This window comes from Moraxella sp. CTOTU47618, assembly GCF_032017425.1.
In the GTDB taxonomy this organism is placed as follows: domain Bacteria; phylum Pseudomonadota; class Gammaproteobacteria; order Pseudomonadales; family Moraxellaceae; genus Faucicola; species Faucicola tetraodonis.
On sequence record NZ_DALZPW010000014.1, the window covers coordinates 1 to 16,597 of the forward strand.

17 protein-coding genes and 1 tRNA gene are annotated in these 16,597 nt (G+C 43.6%); 10 read left to right on the forward strand and 8 right to left on the reverse strand.

Features of this window, described 5'->3' with window-relative positions; translation table 11 throughout:
• Nucleotides 1-167: 167 nt before the first annotated feature.
• From RTS09_RS09900 to RTS09_RS09910, 3 genes are all read right to left on the reverse strand, one after another.
• Nucleotides 168-243, reverse strand: a tRNA-Glu gene (locus RTS09_RS09900).
• Between the two features lie 248 nt (nt 244-491).
• Complete coding sequence (locus tag RTS09_RS09905; RefSeq protein ID WP_312536657.1) at nt 492-677, reverse strand: hypothetical protein; 186 nt, start codon at nt 675-677, stop codon at nt 492-494.
• Nucleotides 678-703: 26 nt separating this feature from the next.
• A complete protein-coding gene (locus tag RTS09_RS09910) occupies nt 704-892 on the reverse strand; it encodes a hypothetical protein (RefSeq protein WP_007116099.1) in 189 nt (62 codons plus the stop codon).
• Between the two features lie 223 nt (nt 893-1,115).
• Here RTS09_RS09910 and speC point away from each other — a divergent pair, with 223 nt between their 5' ends.
• Together speC and RTS09_RS09920 are read left to right on the forward strand one after the other, a co-directional pair.
• On the forward strand, nt 1,116-3,275 hold the full coding sequence (gene speC / locus RTS09_RS09915; RefSeq protein WP_312536660.1) for an ornithine decarboxylase: 2,160 nt from the start codon (nt 1,116-1,118) through the stop codon (nt 3,273-3,275).
• A 193-nt stretch (nt 3,276-3,468) separates the two neighbouring features.
• Nucleotides 3,469-3,981, forward strand: a complete 513-nt coding sequence (locus tag RTS09_RS09920) for a hypothetical protein (protein ID WP_312536663.1) — start codon at nt 3,469-3,471, stop codon at nt 3,979-3,981.
• A gap of 121 nt (nt 3,982-4,102) precedes the next feature.
• Here RTS09_RS09920 and RTS09_RS09925 read toward each other — a convergent pair whose 3' ends face one another.
• The 3 genes from RTS09_RS09925 to RTS09_RS09935 form a co-directional block, all read right to left on the reverse strand.
• On the reverse strand, nt 4,103-4,744 hold the full coding sequence (locus RTS09_RS09925) for an anthranilate synthase component II (protein WP_219330805.1): 642 nt from the start codon (nt 4,742-4,744) through the stop codon (nt 4,103-4,105).
• A gap of 109 nt (nt 4,745-4,853) precedes the next feature.
• On the reverse strand, nt 4,854-6,266 hold the full coding sequence (locus tag RTS09_RS09930; RefSeq protein ID WP_409418389.1) for an anthranilate synthase component I family protein: 1,413 nt from the start codon (nt 6,264-6,266) through the stop codon (nt 4,854-4,856).
• 267 nt (nt 6,267-6,533) lie between these two features.
• Complete coding sequence (locus RTS09_RS09935) at nt 6,534-6,830, reverse strand: Trp family transcriptional regulator (protein ID WP_007116094.1); 297 nt, start codon at nt 6,828-6,830, stop codon at nt 6,534-6,536.
• A gap of 460 nt (nt 6,831-7,290) precedes the next feature.
• On the opposite strand from RTS09_RS09935, the gene RTS09_RS09940 reads away from it, so the two are divergent.
• Nucleotides 7,291-9,279: an oleate hydratase gene (locus RTS09_RS09940; RefSeq protein ID WP_312536666.1), complete on the forward strand. Its 1,989-nt coding sequence runs from the start codon at nt 7,291-7,293 to the stop codon at nt 9,277-9,279.
• 155 nt (nt 9,280-9,434) lie between these two features.
• Entirely contained in the window at nt 9,435-10,073 is a 639-nt protein-coding gene (locus RTS09_RS09945; RefSeq protein WP_312536669.1) for a glutathione S-transferase family protein, read from the forward strand.
• 129 nt (nt 10,074-10,202) lie between these two features.
• Here the strand turns inward: RTS09_RS09945 and RTS09_RS09950 are convergent, their stop codons facing one another.
• Nucleotides 10,203-11,171, reverse strand: a complete 969-nt coding sequence (locus tag RTS09_RS09950) for a ketopantoate reductase family protein (protein WP_312536670.1) — start codon at nt 11,169-11,171, stop codon at nt 10,203-10,205.
• Nucleotides 11,172-11,305: 134 nt separating this feature from the next.
• Between RTS09_RS09950 and RTS09_RS09955 the strand changes: the two genes are divergently transcribed.
• The 4 genes from RTS09_RS09955 (at nt 11,306) to rpmG (ending at nt 12,857) form a co-directional block, all read left to right on the forward strand.
• A complete protein-coding gene (locus RTS09_RS09955; protein ID WP_257619540.1) occupies nt 11,306-11,428 on the forward strand; it encodes a hypothetical protein in 123 nt (40 codons plus the stop codon).
• A complete protein-coding gene (bioD, locus tag RTS09_RS09960; protein WP_312536672.1) occupies nt 11,428-12,129 on the forward strand; it encodes a dethiobiotin synthase in 702 nt (233 codons plus the stop codon). Before RTS09_RS09955 ends, bioD begins: the two co-directional genes overlap by 1 nt.
• A gap of 300 nt (nt 12,130-12,429) precedes the next feature.
• Nucleotides 12,430-12,666 carry a 50S ribosomal protein L28 gene (gene rpmB / locus RTS09_RS09965; RefSeq protein WP_007116088.1) on the forward strand — a complete coding sequence of 79 codons (237 nt, stop codon included), beginning with the start codon at nt 12,430-12,432 and terminating at the stop codon, nt 12,664-12,666.
• Between the two features lie 35 nt (nt 12,667-12,701).
• A complete protein-coding gene (gene rpmG, locus RTS09_RS09970) occupies nt 12,702-12,857 on the forward strand; it encodes a 50S ribosomal protein L33 (RefSeq protein WP_007116087.1) in 156 nt (51 codons plus the stop codon).
• Between the two features lie 198 nt (nt 12,858-13,055).
• Here the strand turns inward: rpmG and RTS09_RS09975 are convergent, their stop codons facing one another.
• Complete coding sequence (locus RTS09_RS09975) at nt 13,056-14,513, reverse strand: C13 family peptidase (protein WP_312536674.1); 1,458 nt, start codon at nt 14,511-14,513, stop codon at nt 13,056-13,058.
• A gap of 347 nt (nt 14,514-14,860) precedes the next feature.
• Between RTS09_RS09975 and nhaA the strand changes: the two genes are divergently transcribed.
• Together nhaA and RTS09_RS09985 are read left to right on the forward strand one after the other, a co-directional pair.
• A complete protein-coding gene (gene nhaA, locus RTS09_RS09980) occupies nt 14,861-16,078 on the forward strand; it encodes a Na+/H+ antiporter NhaA (protein ID WP_409418390.1) in 1,218 nt (405 codons plus the stop codon).
• 113 nt (nt 16,079-16,191) lie between these two features.
• On the forward strand, nt 16,192-16,596 hold the full coding sequence (locus RTS09_RS09985; protein WP_312523496.1) for a hypothetical protein: 405 nt from the start codon (nt 16,192-16,194) through the stop codon (nt 16,594-16,596).
• Nucleotide 16,597: the final 1 nt, after the last annotated feature.

Here is a 16,597-nt window from a genome sequence, read left to right on the forward strand (position 1 = left end):
GGCACTATCTCGTATTTTTTAGAATGGTGGTAGATGGGATGGTCGGATGCTTACACTGCATAAGCAAAAAAGGGCAAAGAGAATTTATAAAGCCACAAAAACAAAAAAGCCATACTAGATTAGCATGGCTTTTTAACTGTATTTTTTAGCGTTACCACTAAAAAAATTGGCGTCCCCACGGGGATTCGAACCCCGGTTACCGCCGTGAAAGGGCGATGTCCTAGGCCTCTAGACGATGGGGACACTAGCACGCTTAGTTTATAGCGTGACCTCGACCGCTTTCACCGTTAATGTCGAAGTGGAGCGTATAATATATATTTTTATTTTTGCCGTCAACTGTTTTTTATGTATTTTTTTATATTTTTAACAATTAGCCCATCATACGGTGACCCATAATGGTTAATAGAGCGGCATGACAAGCGCATTAGCCAACTAATGCGCTTAATTACAGTGTTTTCTAAAAAGTGTTGTCTAAAAATTTCACACCGTGCTTATGAGTGATTTTTCTGATGCGACTCAGATGTTGTATGAGCACGCTTCGTATGAGATTGCGGCGGCAGATTAGCGGCTTTATTTTTTAAGTGATAGCGAATCCAAAAATGGGTTACGATGCTAATCACAATCGATAAACTGATAAAACCTAAAATGGTCATCCAGATTTGACTATCTACTTGCATACTTGATCCTTGTGAGACAATCTAAGTTAACGCTGATTATCGATGCGCTGGCTATCAATACTTTGATTAGCTCCCATTGTTTGATTACGAATCGCATCATCGCGCTGTTTTTTCTTGAGTCGGAACGTTAGCCATAAATATGTTAATATGCCTAAGATTACGGCAGCAATCATATACATAATAATAGTAGTCCAAATACTGTTATCTACGCCCATGAAAGAGTCCTTTTTATTATTGTTAGCATTAGTGTAACAGGTCTTAACAGCTATTTTACGTCATTCACGTAATGATGTGTGGTAGCGATGTTACTGGCTATTTTCAAACACTGTAATAAGCGTCTACAAAAGCACTTTTTTTCACTTTTTCATATTTTTACGTTAAGATAATTGTCTAAAAAACGCTTTGGCAACTGACACGGTTGCAGCAAGGAAAATAATTATGAAAGTAGTCATCAGTGATGGCATCGAATACGCCCTAAATCTTAATTATCGTACCATCGATATTGAATCGACCGACTATACCAATATTGCAGCAATTGTGGTCACGATGACAGACCTGCCGCGTGTGTATCAAGATATTGAAGATTTGGGGTTTGCTATTCCGATATTTGTGGCGATTGAATATGGTGATGTAGTGCCTGATGAATGGCTACCCAATGTGTATGGTGTGCTAGAGCTGGCAGATGATCAAAAGTTTTATAACGGACAATTGGTCAATGCGGCAGCGGCGGATTACATCGCCACGCTCGATCCGCCTTTTTTCCAAGCCTTGATGGACTACACCGACTATGGCAATGCGGCGTTTGACTGTCCTGGGCACCAAGGCGGACAGTTTTTTCGTAAGCATCCTTCGGGCAGACGCTTTTATTTATACTTTGGGGAAACGCTGTTTCGTGCCGACTCCTGTAATGCCGATGTCCGTCTTGGCGATTTGCTAATTCATGAAGGACCAGCTTTTGAGGCACAAGCGCATGCGGCGAAAGTTTTTAATGCGGATAAAACCTACTTTGTGCTCAACGGTACTTCCTCTTCCAATAAAATTGCGATTGGTGCCTTAGTAGCGCATGGTGATTTGGTGCTGTTTGACCGTAACAATCACAAATCTGTGTACCAAGGCGCCTTAACCATGGCAGGTGGTACGCCTGTGTATTTAGAGACCGACCGCAATGCTTATGGTTTGATTGGCGGCATTCCTGCCCATTGTTTTGATGAAGCCGAAATCCGTGAACGTATTCGTGAAGTTGCGCCCGATAAAGCCGATGATGCCCGCCCATTTCGCTTGGCGGTAATTCAGCTGGGCACGTATGATGGCACTATTTATAACGCCCGCCAAGTGGTGGATCGCATCGGGCATCTGTGTGACTATATTTTGTTTGACAGTGCTTGGGTGGGTTATGAGCAGTTTATCCCGATGATGCGTGATTGCTCGCCACTGCTGCTTGAGCTGGGTGAAAATGATCCTGGGATTTTGGTCACCCAATCGGTACACAAGCAACAAGCTGGCTTTTCTCAAGCCTCACAAATCCATAAAAAAGATAACCATATCAGCGGGCAAGCCCGTTATGTCAATCATAAACGCTTTAACAACTCGTTTATGATGCACGTGTCGACCTCGCCGTTTTACCCGTTGTTTGCCTCACTTGATGTCAATGCCAAAATGCATGAAGGTAAAGCCGGTCAGCGCATGTGGCATGAGTGTGTCATCGGCGGTATCGAAGCTCGTAAAATGCTGCTAGACACTTGTACCATGATTTTGCCGTTTGTTCCGCCTACAGTAGATGGGCAAGCTTGGCAAGACTACGATACTGAAACCATTGCCCATGATATTCGTTTTTTCCGCTTTGAGGCAGGGGCGCGTTGGCATGATTTTCAGCATTATGCCGATGACCAATACTTTATCGATCCCTGTAAACTACTACTGACCACGCCAGGCATTGATATGCAAACCGGTGAGTATGAAGCGACAGGGATTCCTGCCGCGATTTTGGCGCATTATCTGCGTGAAAGCTCGGTCATTCCAGAAAAAGCCGATTTAAACTCGATTTTATTTTTACTGACGCCTGCCGAAACCTTGGCAAAATTCCAGCACTTGGTCGCCCGTATTGTCAGTTTTGAAAAGCACATTCGCGAAAACAGCCCCGTCACCCAGGTGTTACCGACACTGGCTAAGGCATATCCGCAGTACCGCAAACTCACTATTAATGAACTTTGCCAACTCATGCATAACTTCTATGCCAAGCATCAGCTGAACAAACGACAAAAACAAATGTTTGAGCGCGAACATCGTCCCAAGGTTGCTATAAGCGCATTTGATGCCCATAACGCCTTTATCCGTAATGAGGTTGAGCTGGTATCGCTGCATGACATCAAAGGCAGAATCGCCATGGAAGGAGCGCTACCGTATCCACCAGGAGTGTACTGTATTGTACCTGGTGAAGTGTGGGATGGGGCAGTGCTGGACTACTTCTTGGCATTGCAAGAAGGGGTTAATCGCTTGCCAGGCTTTGAGCCAGAAGTGCAGGGCGTGTACTGGGAGTATGACGACCAAGGTAAAAAGATTGCCTATGCCTATGTGTTAAAACAGTCCCACCAAATTTGATTGACGGTTTTTGATTCATAGGCTTTCTCGGTGAAGCCCATATTCGGCACGTTTGCAGCAGTAACCAATGGCGCAAAAATTGGTCTGTGTAGATGGGTGCGATGTTATTTAATTAAATGATAATCATTATTATTTACATTATCAATCTATTATTGGATAATGACGGCTCAATTTTTTAAGAGGCAGTCAAACAATGACAATGAAAGATTTTCGTATCTACATGAGGCTTGGGCACCGCTATGTTGGATTCTTTATGGTTGGCATTATGCTGGTCTATTCGCTAAGTGGCATGTTGCTGGTATTTCGCGACACTGATTTTTTAAAATCTTCAAAAACTGTCAAGCAAGTCGTGGCAAGCAATCTTGATGAGAAAAATTTAGCCAAAACCCTAAAAATGAAAAACATCGATTTTAGGGAGCAGCAGGGTGATATACAGCTTTTTAAAGACGGACAGTACAATGTTAAAACCGGTGAGGTGACTTATACCAGCAAAAAGCTGCCTGTGGTATTAGATAAAATGGTGAATTTTCATAAAGCGCCCTCTAAAGGTAGCATGGGTGGGCTCAATGTATTGTTTGGCTTGAGTTTATTGTTTTTTGTGCTATCGAGTTTCTTTTTATTTGCCCCAAGTTCCAAAATCTTTAAACGTGGCTTGGCATTTGTGGCGGTGGGAGCGATTATGTCGGTGATTTTGCTGCTGTTGTAAATAAACCTACTAACAAGTTTGGTAGGGTAGCGCCTTATGGCATATACCCGATTGCGATATTGGGTGCAATGGCTACGCTGTCATCGATTCCCTACGATGGCTTCACCGAGATGGATTTACTTCAGTTTTGCCACAAAAAGTTTTTCAGCAGCATTTTGGCGCCTTCGGTGGCGAAGGATTCTGGGTGATATTGCACCCCTTGAATCGGATAGTCACGGTGGCGAATGCCCATGATTTCATCGCCTGCTAGACTGGCATCTTTGAGGTTTTTATCACTATGTTGCTCACTAGATACCACGCTGGTCACTACCAAACAATCGGGTAGTGAGGCGGCGTCGACCATCAGTGAATGATAACGCATGATGTCAAGCTGCTGTGGCAAACCTTGATACACGCCTTGACCATCGTGACGAATCGGTGATGTCTTGCCATGCATTGGCACATTGGCTCGCACCACTTGACCACCAAAAAAATGTGCAATCCCTTGCATGCCAAGACACACGCCTAGCAGCGGTATGGTTTTGCCAAGCTCAGTAATGACCTCACCACACACACCAAAATACGCAGGGTCATCGGGCGAACCTGGACCGGGGGAGATGATAATGCGGTCAGGATTCATGGCTTTGATATCCGCTAAGCTAATCTCATTATTGCGTTTGACAACCACGTTAAAAGGCTGATTGTCTGCGGCTAAAATCTCACCAATATATTGGTATAGGTTAAAGGTAAAAGAATCGTAGTTATCAATAATTAACACTTGCATAGTTAACTCTAAAAATAGGTTTGGCGGTTATTTTAAACGTTTAAAATACTGCTGATATACATCGCTATCATGCGTATCTAGTTGGCGTATCGTCATGATGGAGCAGACTTTACTGCACTGGCGCAAAATTGGACAGTACAACTTTCATCGCAGACAGTTTTCGTACGATTTCTTCATATTCGTCTTCAGGATTGGAATCATACACATTGCCGCCGCAAGTTTGCGCATACGCTTTTTCGCCGTTGATAAACAGCGAGCGAATCGGGATAGCAAAAATACAATCCCCATTAAAACAAAACTGACCGAGTGCGCCACCGTAAGCGCCGCGACCATCGGGCTCTAGCGTATTTATAATTTTCATCGCCTCAATTTTGGGTGCGCCCGATAGCGTGCCTGCGGGAAAATTACTGGCAAGCGCGGTGAACATATCATGATTAGGGTCAAGAATACCGACGATTTCACTGGAGATATGCTGGACATGTGAAAAGCGCTTGATATCCATTAAGTTACGCACTTTTACCGTTCCAAAGCGTGCCACCCGCCCGATATCATTACGATGTAAGTCCACCAACATATTATGTTCGGCGATTTCTTTGGGGTCATTGAGCAAGGCGCGTGCTAATTGGCGATCTTCGGTCTCATCCTTGCCGCGTTTGGTGGTGCCCGCCAGTGGGAAGGTTTCCATCTCACCATTGCGCAATCGGAACAATAACTCAGGCGATGCGCCGATAATTTTTTGGGCGCCAAATTTGACATAGTACATATGCGGTGACGGATTGACTTCGCGCAGTTTACTATAAATTGGCATGCTATCGCCTTGGATGCGATAATGCGACTTGAAACCCACTTCACACTGGAAAATCAGCCCAGCTTTAATGTCTTCTTTGACTTTCATCACCGCTGCCGCATGTTGCTCGCGGTTCATCCCATCGCCCAAATGTTCAGCAGTCGGCTGCGTATAGTCAGGCGAAATAGCGGTCAATAATGACTTGATTTCGTCAATACGATTGCTTTGGTGGTCGGTATCGTAATAATAATAAAAAATTTCACCGGTCATCTTATCAAGGCTTAACCCATCTAAGTACACCCCGAATTTGAACGGCTCAAAATCATCACTGGTTTGAATATTCAGGGTCGGCTCAAAAAAATTGACACTATCAAATCCCAAAAAACCGACCAATCCGCCGGTATGGCTACGTGAAATCACATGTTGTGGGGTGATTTCGCGCAGTAGTTGGTAAGGATTGTCACAGGTATAATCTGTGCTTTCCCCCGTGCGATTGTTGGTGATAGTCAAAGTATGGCGGTCTTTTGCCAACACCGTCATCGCAGGGTCAAAGCCGATGGCATGATGACGTGAAATATAGCTTTCTTCGCCCAACGATTCCAGTAAAAAACAAGTAGCGTATTTGGCTTCGATGCGTTTAAAGAGTTCAAAAAAATCAATGTCTTGTGCAAGTTTAATTAGGCTTGGTTTGCTGGCAAGGGCGATTTTGGGCGGTTTGGCGTGTGTAGTCATCATAGTGTCTTAGATTTATAGTGTCTTAAATTTATAGTGTCCTAAATTTACAGTATCTTAAATTTATAGCGGCTTAAATTTTAATCAATGTTTCAGTGTTCTAGTATGATGATACATTGTAATCAGATTAACCCCTGCTTGCAACTCTTTTGTGGCATGACAGTTATTTTCACACGGATTTTCATCACCCTGCTAATCACCCCAAAGTATGTCACCCCAAAGTATGCTACTGTGATGGGCTTATTCACGCTTGAACCCATTATCAAAAATTTATAGGTTCAAATGACTCAGATTTGGCAGTAATTGGTTGATATCGTGCTGACCATACGCTTTGGCGCCCCGTGATACCGTCGCAATGCCCACCCCCAAGCGCTCAGCGATTTCGCGTTGTGGTAGCGCTTGCTGAAACAAGGCAAAAATCTGAATGCGATTGGCGATTTCTTTTTGTTCTTTTTCAGTCAGTAGCGCTGCCAAAATTTCGCGGATAAAGTCACTATCATCGGTTTGGCTCAGTAGCTCAACCAAATAATCATAGGCGGGTAGGAATGATGGCGAAGTGTGCGGCATAGTAGTTTTTTTGAGTAAAAGAGGACAAGTAAAGCATTTCAGTGTTCTAGTATAGTGATACATTTTACGGCGTTTAGCAACTGAACTCAATCGATTTTTATCCCTTTAGAAAACTCAATAGGTGCGATAACTGGTTACGTTTGATTACAAAAGCGCAAATAACTGAATATTTAATCAAAGGTTATTCGACACAAAGTCGCTTTAGCGAGGTTCTATAATGTGGTTATAATAAAATTGCTTAGTTAAAAATCCAAGTGAATTTATTAATTATAAACAATGACTATCACTCATAATTTTTATAAGCGTGCCGTCGTTGTCTTTGGTTATTGTGTAGCATTCTTAATGGGCAATTAAGAATGGGCAGTTAAGGTCAATGTCAAAGGATAGCAGCGCGGTTTAAAGAGTTAGCTAACGCTAATTTTATTCAATACTAATCTTATTCAAAATAGGGCACTTCATTATGACAACCAACGCTAAGAACAACAGTGAATTTTTGAACAATCTGATTTTTAAAAAGGTCGATCACCAACCACAGCGGGCGGATTATCAATCCAACCAACCTGGCAATTCGATGCCGTTTAACGATGCCCGTGGTAACTATCAGCGTAACATCGGTTTTGATACCGGACGTTTTAAAGACAGTAAAGTCTATATTGTCGGTGGCGGTATTGGCGGGTTGGCAGCGGCGTATTATTTTATCCGAGATGCCCATATCCCAGGCGAGAACATTACCTTTTTAGAAGAATTGGCGGTGCAAGGCGGCTCGCTTGATGGCGCTGGTAATGCCAAAGACGGTTATATCATGCGCGGCGGTCGTGAGATGATTACCACCTACGAGAATTTTTGGGATATGTTCCAAGATATACCTGCGCTAGAGTTACCAGAGCCTTATTCAGTGCTTGATGAATACCGCCTGATCAATGACAATGACCCCAACTATTCCAAAGCACGGTTGATTCATAACAAAGGTGACATCAAAGATTTTCACAAGTTTAATCTTAGCAAAGCCGACCAACTTGCCATTGTCCGCTTATTACTAAAAAATCAAGACGAACTCGATAATCTCACCATTGAAGATTACTTTAGCCAGAGTTTTTTGGACAGTAATTTTTGGACGCTATGGCGTAGTATGTTTGCTTTTGAAAACTGGCACAGCTTACTTGAGTGCAAGCTTTATATGCATCGGTTTTTGGAAGCCTTAGATGGTATCAAGGATATGTCGACCCTGTTATTTGCCAAATACAACCAATATGACAGCTTTGTGGTACCTGCGCAAAAATTTTTAATCAATAAAGGCGTCAAACTACAAAGTGACACGTTAGTCACTGCGGTTGATTTTGAGCAGCAAGGCGACAAAAAGGTCGTTAAAGGGCTGACAGCTACACAACAAGGTCAACAAGTCCATATCCCTGTACGGGACAATGATTTTGTGATTATCACTACAGGGTCAATGACGGAAGATACGCGCTATGGCACCAGTGACACTGCGCCTGATGTCCGTCTAACTGATGATAAAATGGGAAAAACGAAAGGCTGGGTACTATGGAATAACCTTGCTAAACAATCTGCTGTGTTTGGTCGTCCAGAAAAATTTAACCGTCATGTACCCAAATCTGCCTGGATGTCAGCAACATTAACCTGCAAAGACTCGGCGCTTTTACGCAAAATCAGCGAAAAATACTGCGTCAATCCACCGCTATCAGGCAAAACAGTCACAGGCGGTATTGTTACCATCACCGATTCCAACTGGCTTATGAGCTTTACTATTAACCGCCAACCGCAATTTCCTGACCAACCCAAAGACGTGGTGGTGATATGGGTATATGGGCTATTGATGGACAAAAAAGGCAATTACGTGCCAAAAACCATGCCAGAATGTACGGGGCATGAAATTGTGACGGAGCTACTATACCACTTAGATTTGCTCGAACAAAAAGATGATATTTTAGCCAACACCATCGCCAACACCGCCTATATGCCCTATATCACTTCGATGTTTATGCCACGTGCCAAAGGTGACCGTCCACAAATCGTACCCGAAGGCTGCACCAATTTAGGTCTCATCGGTCAATTTGTTGAAACCAACAATGATGTGGTGTTCACCGTTGAAACTTCGGTACGCTCGGCGCGGGTCGCGGTGTACACGCTAACAGATTGTAATAAGCAAGTGCCTGATATCGTGCCAACCCAATACGATATTCGCAATATACTACGCTCTGCCAGTACACTCAACGATGACCAAGGCTTTATCGGTGAAGGCATACTGCGCCGAGTGCTCGCCAATACCTATTATGAGCACATCTTGCCACCCGTCGCCAAAAAAGCGCCCAAAGACAGCTCGTTGATGCAGACGCTTGCCGAGCAATTTGAAGTGGTCAAAGCCTTTTGGCATAAAGAAGGCCATAAGGATGAGCAAAAAGATAAGCAAAAAGCGCACGATAAAAAATAAGCTTTGATAAACATTTGTCCTCAAAACGAAAAATCCTCCTGCCCTCTGGGGGATTTTTTATCAGCAAAATTTCCTTTGCGCCTAAAAACCCTATTTCGTAAAACGGTGGTTTCAAGTATATTAAAGCTAAAATCACACATCATAAGGAACAAGTGATGAAACTATATACCATGAATGCCCCGCCAAACCCGCGCAAGGTCGACTTATTGTTAAAAGTCAAAGAGCTTGATATCAATGATATTCATAATTTACAAGTCATCAACGTGGATATTGGCAAAAACGAGCAAAACTCGCCGGAGTTTTTGGCGGTCAATCCACTGGGGTTATTGCCTGTATTAGTGCTTGATGATGGCACTGTGCTCAATGATTCACACGCCATTTGTGAGTACCTTGATAGTCGACTCGCAGGCAATGGTAAGCAAGTGATGGGCTCAGACCCTATACAGCGCGCCAAAATCACCGCAATGTCACGCAATGCGGAGTTTCATGTGCTGTATAACATGATGTTGGCTTTCCAGCATGGGCATCCATCTCGCGCGTCGGTGGGCAACCAAGTGTCCGGTATGGCAGAAGAGAGCATCAACCGCGTCAAAAAAGCATTGCCGTACTTTGACAAGCTATTATCGAGTCACAAATACTTGCTCGGTGATCGACTCACCTTCGCTGATATCGTGTTGTATGTTGGCTTGGATTTTGGGCGAGTGATGAAGTTTAATCCCAAAGATGCCAGTGTGGTGGGTGACCATGTGGCACGTTTTTATGCGCAAATGAGTGAGCGTTTTGGTAAAAAATAACAGTTGTTGACATAAAAAAGGGCAAGGTAGATGCCCTTTTTTTATTTGTAGTGGTTATCCACCACTTCTATTCATCGCTTCTATACAGCGTTTTTTGCAACGCTTTTTTCAATAGCGCTAGGGTTGTCATTACGACTGATTGTTAGCCATTAATGCACTGATGCCCTCATATAGGGTGTCGTTGACCGGGGTGTCAATGCCATGCTTATCCCCCAATTCGCGAATTGTCCCTGCAAACAAATCAAGCTCACAGCGTCGCCCTGCTTTTAAATCCTGCCGCATCGATGGCATGCCTTTAGGATCCAGCGCATCCATAATCGCCAGCCATTTTTTGAAATCTTCCTCGGTCAAGGTTACGCCTTCAGCGTGTGCCACTGCCATCACTTCACGCATGGCGGCTTTGAACATCTCGCGCGCCTCACCCGCTTGTTGCACAGTATCAAAGGTGCCTTGATAAAATGCCACGGTTTGATTGACGCCGGTATTTAACATCAACTTGCCCCACAGCTGGCGCGGCATGTCATCGCTCACTGAGTGCGGGAAATTGACTTGATTAAAGAGGGCATCGACTTGTTGCACGCGTGCGCGTTCAGCGCTATCAGTTGTCATCGCGCCAATGACCAATTGTCCATGATCGCGATAAATCAGTTGGCTACCATTTTTCCCATTTTTTTCATGCGGTTCATTTTTCATGGCGTCCATTTGCTGCGCCACACAATACACAATGCGCTCATCACCAAAGGCGTTTGCCAACACTTTTTCGCTGGCGATACCGTTGAGGGCAGAAACAATCAGTGTATTGTCGCCAAGTTGACTTTCAATCAAGGGCAATACGTCATTGAGTTGATAAAACTTGGTACAGACGATGACCAAGTCGGCAGGACTTAGGTCTGAAGGAGGGCTTTCATTTGGTATGACATAGTTGAGTGGTAATGGTTCGCCATTCACCAATAAACCTTGCTGTTGGTAGCGGTTGACACGGTCAGTATCGGCGACGATACGCAAGTTTTCAAAAGGCATATTCGGGGCTAATAAACTTGCAAATAACGCCCCTAATGAGCCAAATCCAACAATGGCAATAATCGGTGAATCGTTCATCTTTTTTCCTGTTATTTTGCGACATTGATTAGAGTTGTGATAAAGTTTAGCAGATTTTTGCACGTATTTTAAAAAAGGAATCACAATGAAATTATTAAAAATGGCTGTGTTCATGGGTTGTTTATAGACTGCTTATGAAAAATCAGCAACAAACTTTGCAAGAACTAATGCCAGCGTTTGAGCAAAGAATTGAAAAAATCACCCAATCAGCTCAAAAAACCACCCAAACCATTAACCATAAAGCAAGTAAGAAATAATGAATTTATCTAATGTTAACGATGCTGCATCTTCACTAAACGGCGCATATTTTGTCACAGGTACCGACACAGAAATCGGTAAAACCACCACCACCGCGCAACTGGTCAAGAATATAGCTGAACAAGGCAAAAGTGTATATGCTATCAAGCCCGTTACGGCAGGCATGGAAACCGATGACAACGGTCAAACATATAGCGATGATGCAAGGCGCATCAATCAATTTGCCAATGTCAAACCACCGCTGTCTGTCATTGCGCCTATCCAGCTAGCGACGCCTTGCTCACCGCATATCGCCGCGCAGCTTGATAACGTGACACTCACCAAAACCCAATTAGTCGATACCATCCATAAGTCCATCGCAGCCTATCCTGCCGATGTGATTTTAGTTGAAGGGGCAGGCGGCTGGTTTACCCCTATTAATGAGCAAGAAACGCTTGCTGATGTAGCAGCCGCGCTCAAATGCCCTGTCATCCTGGTCGTCGGTATCAAGCTTGGCAGCCTTAATCACGCCATGCTAACCCTACAAGCAATTTGGCAAGCAGGGCTAAAAGTCGCTTTGGTTATTTTTAACCAATTACAGACCGATACGCCGTTTGTCGATGCGCAAATTGACTGGTTAAGTCAGCAAATTTTACGCAAGTATCCTGGGCATCAAAACCCACCACCCTTGATGGTCAAACAAGGCGTTTTAACCCATTAAATTTTTATCCAATCACATTGCATTTTGGCATAAGTTATGGTATAAATAGCGGCTTTAAATTTACTAGCGATTTTTTGACGCTTGCTTAAAATGGTTTTGATTGACGCAAGTCAAGTGACTACCCGTGAGTAGCTAATTTTAAGTACGCCGCCAAAAGATTAATTATTGATTCAAACTGAGATACTCAACACTAGAATCGTTGAAACCCTAGCTTTTTTAGCTTCAATGATATGCGAGATGTGCGAGTATCAGTTGTGACAGGCATGAGCAGCCCTCATGCACACCGATTAGGAGTAAGCCATGTCTCGAGTATGCCAAGTGACTGGAAAACGCCCAGCGGTAGGTAACAATGTTTCTCACGCAAACAACAAAACCCGCCGTCGTTTTCTACCAAATCTACACACCCATCGTTTTTGGGTAGAGAGCGAAAACCGCTTTGTTAAGCTTCGCTTGACTACCAAAGGTATGCGTATCATTGATAAAGTTGGTATTGACCAAGTTTTAACTGATATGCGTGCTCGTGGCGAAAAAATCTAATTTTTGCCTTTTCATATTCTTAGGGAGCAATTGCGATGCGTGATAAAATCAAATTAGTTTCAACTGCAGGTACGGGTTATTTTTACACCACGACCAAAAACAAACGTACCATGCCAAACAAAATGGAAATCAAAAAATTTGATCCAGTGGTACGTCAACATGTTGTATTCAAAGAAGCTAAAATCAAATAATTGACTAACATAGTCTATTTGACGCGCTATTTGATAAAAAGTGGGTAACTTAGGTTAACCCACTTTTTTTATGTGCAAAAATTATAAAATCGCTAAAAAATTGGCAGAAAATATCAGTTGCTCCCAATCGCTACCATGATGGATGGTAAGGCGAGTTGCAAGGCCTATTGGCAGCTGAAACAGCCAAACCGGTTTATGTTACTTGTGCAGTTGGTGGCTACTTAAAGTATGGGCATCGCTAGTAGCACTGGCGGTAGTCGTTGGCGCTATCACAACCGCAGGTAAGGGTTTAAGACTGTTTTCAAACTCTGGCAATATCGCTTTAATAGCCTCACCCATCACCAATTGCGGCTCAGACGGTTCAAAGCCCATCATTTTTTCCCGTTCAGCAATGCGTTTGCTGGCGGCTTCAAACGCAGGTTGAAAACGGCGAAGCTTGGGTAAGCTTTCAGCAAAAAATGCTTGTCCAAAGTATGTATATTCGGCTTCATTAGAACAGCCAAACGATGATTTGTTCGCCGCTGAGGCAGTAATGACTAGGGTGTATGGTGATTTTAACTCATTGATAAATGAGCCAGAATAACAGGCGGATACCACAATAACGCGCCATTTAATGCCAGATTTATCCAATGATTGGCGTAGCCATTTGGCATCGACATTATCGAGCGCTAGCGGTGGGTTCGACATCTCAATCACCTTGTCACCCCCATGCGAGGTCAAGGTCAAAAATAGCACGTCTTCATTGACATCCATTTTTTTGGCGATACTTTGCAAAGTGCGTTCAATACTGGTTTTACTGGCAATCGGCAGCGCAGACAGGGTATTGGCGTTGTTAATGAGTTCCACCGAGCGTCCTGCTGTGCCAAATTGATGGTCAAAGTAATCTTTGGTCAGCTCAATTTCTGACCGGAACACATCTTGCTCGCCATGACCTGCGACACCCATAAAGTACCAATCATGTATAGTCGGGCGTTGCGGCTGCACGTTATTTAGCATATCAGCCAATAGCGCAGGCTGCGCATAAAATGCCGCTTCAGTGACCACGGGTTCGACGGGGTCGGATTGAAAAATCGGCTCAGATTGCACGTTTTTTTGCCAAACACTGAGTACGGCAAACGCACCCAGCATAATCAGGACACGCTCAATCCATGACCAGCGTAATTGATTGCCAAAAATCCACAGCAGCGATAATGACTGCCAGACAAACGCCACTACGAAAATAATACCAATCGTATCAAACGTCCATTCAGGTAGCCAGCCCAAGTCTGAGATAAACTGAATCAAGCTTTGCACCAGCATCATAAAGGTGTCAGCACACAGCCACAAAATCGCCGGCACAAAAATCAGCATGGCATTAAAATGCCGTTTGGCAAGAATCAATCCTGCCACCAACATCACCATCGGCCACACCAAATAACTAATCAGCCCTTGTGGATTAAAATGGGTGGCATCTTCAGCCACCAACCACGAAAACAGCAAATTGCTCGCCAGTGCCGTCAATCCGAACAACAAAAATTGCCATACGGTGGGCTTGACCCAATAAAACGCACGTTTTGAACCTATTAGCATGTGACCCGTGGCACGGATATTAGCGATGACGTTATGTGAAAAACGTTTGAGCGGGGTTAAATCAAGATCGGTAAGAGAAGTTGGCAAAATATCCACACTATTGAAAGGCTGATTCTAAATCGGTAGGCAAGTAGCGATAAAATAATAATACAAAATAGGCATGGGGTGTTAACAACTTTATTAATCATTCATGTTTAGAATCTTAACTATCAACGCCAGCAAAACATACGCCTAAAAAATTAATTTATCTAAAATAGTGAATAAATGAATAAAATTTTCTATTAATGTAGAATTATGAAATTATTTATCATAAAAATAGATTATATGATATAATAAAATATATGGTATGATGGTATTGTAGGCTATTTTGCTTGGTTTAAGTGTGGTATATTTCATAAATAAAAGATGGTATTAAAAAGAGTTTCAGACGGATGATAGTATTTAACCAATTTAAAAAATTTTTGGCACACGATATGGCTGCGGGTATAGTTTTGGCGTTTTCCGCTGTGTTGGCGATGGTGGTAGCAAACTCTCCGATGAGTGACATATACGAGCACTTTTTGCATCTGACTATTTCGATAAAAATCGGCTCTTTTAGTATCGATCACCACTTATTACATTGGATCAACGATGGCTTGATGGTGGTGTTTTTCTTTTTAGTGGGACTTGAGCTTAAGCGGGAAATGCTAGTGGGTGAGCTATCAGAGGTCAAAAAAGTCGTCTTGCCTGCGATTGCTGCGGTCGGTGGTATGATGGTACCTGCGACTTTTTATGCCGCATTCAATTATCAGCACGCAGATTTGATGAAAGGTTGGGCGATTCCGGCGGCGACAGATATCGCGTTTGCCTTAGGTGTGCTGACGTTACTGGGCAATCGCGTGCCCGCCGCGCTCAAAGTATTCTTGGCATCGATTGCTATTTTTGATGATATCGGTGCGATTATCATTATTGCGTTATTTTACTCATCGGGTTTGTCGATGGCGGCACTGGCTTGGGTCGGGGTATGTTTGGTGATATTGTGGCTGATGAATCGCTTTAACGTCACGCGCACCACCGCTTATATAATGATTGGCGTTTTGCTATGGGCAGCGATGCTCAAGTCGGGCATACATGCGACGCTTGCCGGTGTGCTGCTTGCGCTATTCATCCCAATGACAGACAACAAGCACCCTGAGCATTCACCCCTCGAATCGGTTGAACATGACTTGCAGGACACAGTCAGTTTTATTATTTTACCGATTTTTGCGTTTGCTAATGCGGGCATTTATCTCGGAGGTACGGGGCTGTCCTCACTGTTTCATACGGTACCGCTCGGTATCGCACTAGGACTGCTGCTAGGCAAGCCGATTGGGGTGATGCTATTTAGTTGGCTTGGCGTCAAGCTTGGGTTAGCTAGCTTGCCTACCAATGTTGACTGGCGACAAGTATTTGGCGTGGGGATTTTATGTGGTATTGGCTTTACCATGAGTTTGTTTATTGGTGGGCTTGCCTTTGCGGGACTTGAGGTCAAACCGTTTGACGAACGACTTGGCATTATTTTAGGGTCATTATTGGCAGGTATGCTAGGGTATTTTTACCTCAAGAAAGTCTTACCAACCCAAGCGCTGACACAGCAGGTGAGTAATCCTGAAGACCATACCTATATTCGCTAAACTATTTACCCAAGGGTAGTGTAACGATAAATAAACTCTACAAATGATAGCAACGAATATTGCTATCATTTTTTTATCCCAATAATTTTGTGATCAATAATAAGGAAAACACCATGCTAACTAACAAGATAATGGGTAAAAAAGCCGCATGGTTGGGCGGGGGTGTGGCGATAATTGGTCTATTGGCGAGTTGCGCCAGCGTGGCGTACCAATCGCTGCAAAATGGTAAATTGAGCGATATCAAAGAAAGCATTGATAGTGTACCCAAAAAAACGCTGACGCTAAACGGTACCTTTACCCAAAGCTTAGAGCAATCTGAATTTAATGACGGTACGACCAAATACCATGTATTTGACCCAAACAACCTGTTAGCCGAGTATGCCAAAGCGCAAGGTCAAACGGGCGTGTCGATTAGTTTACCTGTCTGTATTGAAGGGCGGGTGACTGAAAAAGGACGTTACGGACATTTAGGAAAATATCCGTATGAGCTGTGGGTGGATAAAATTTGCCAGTCCTAGA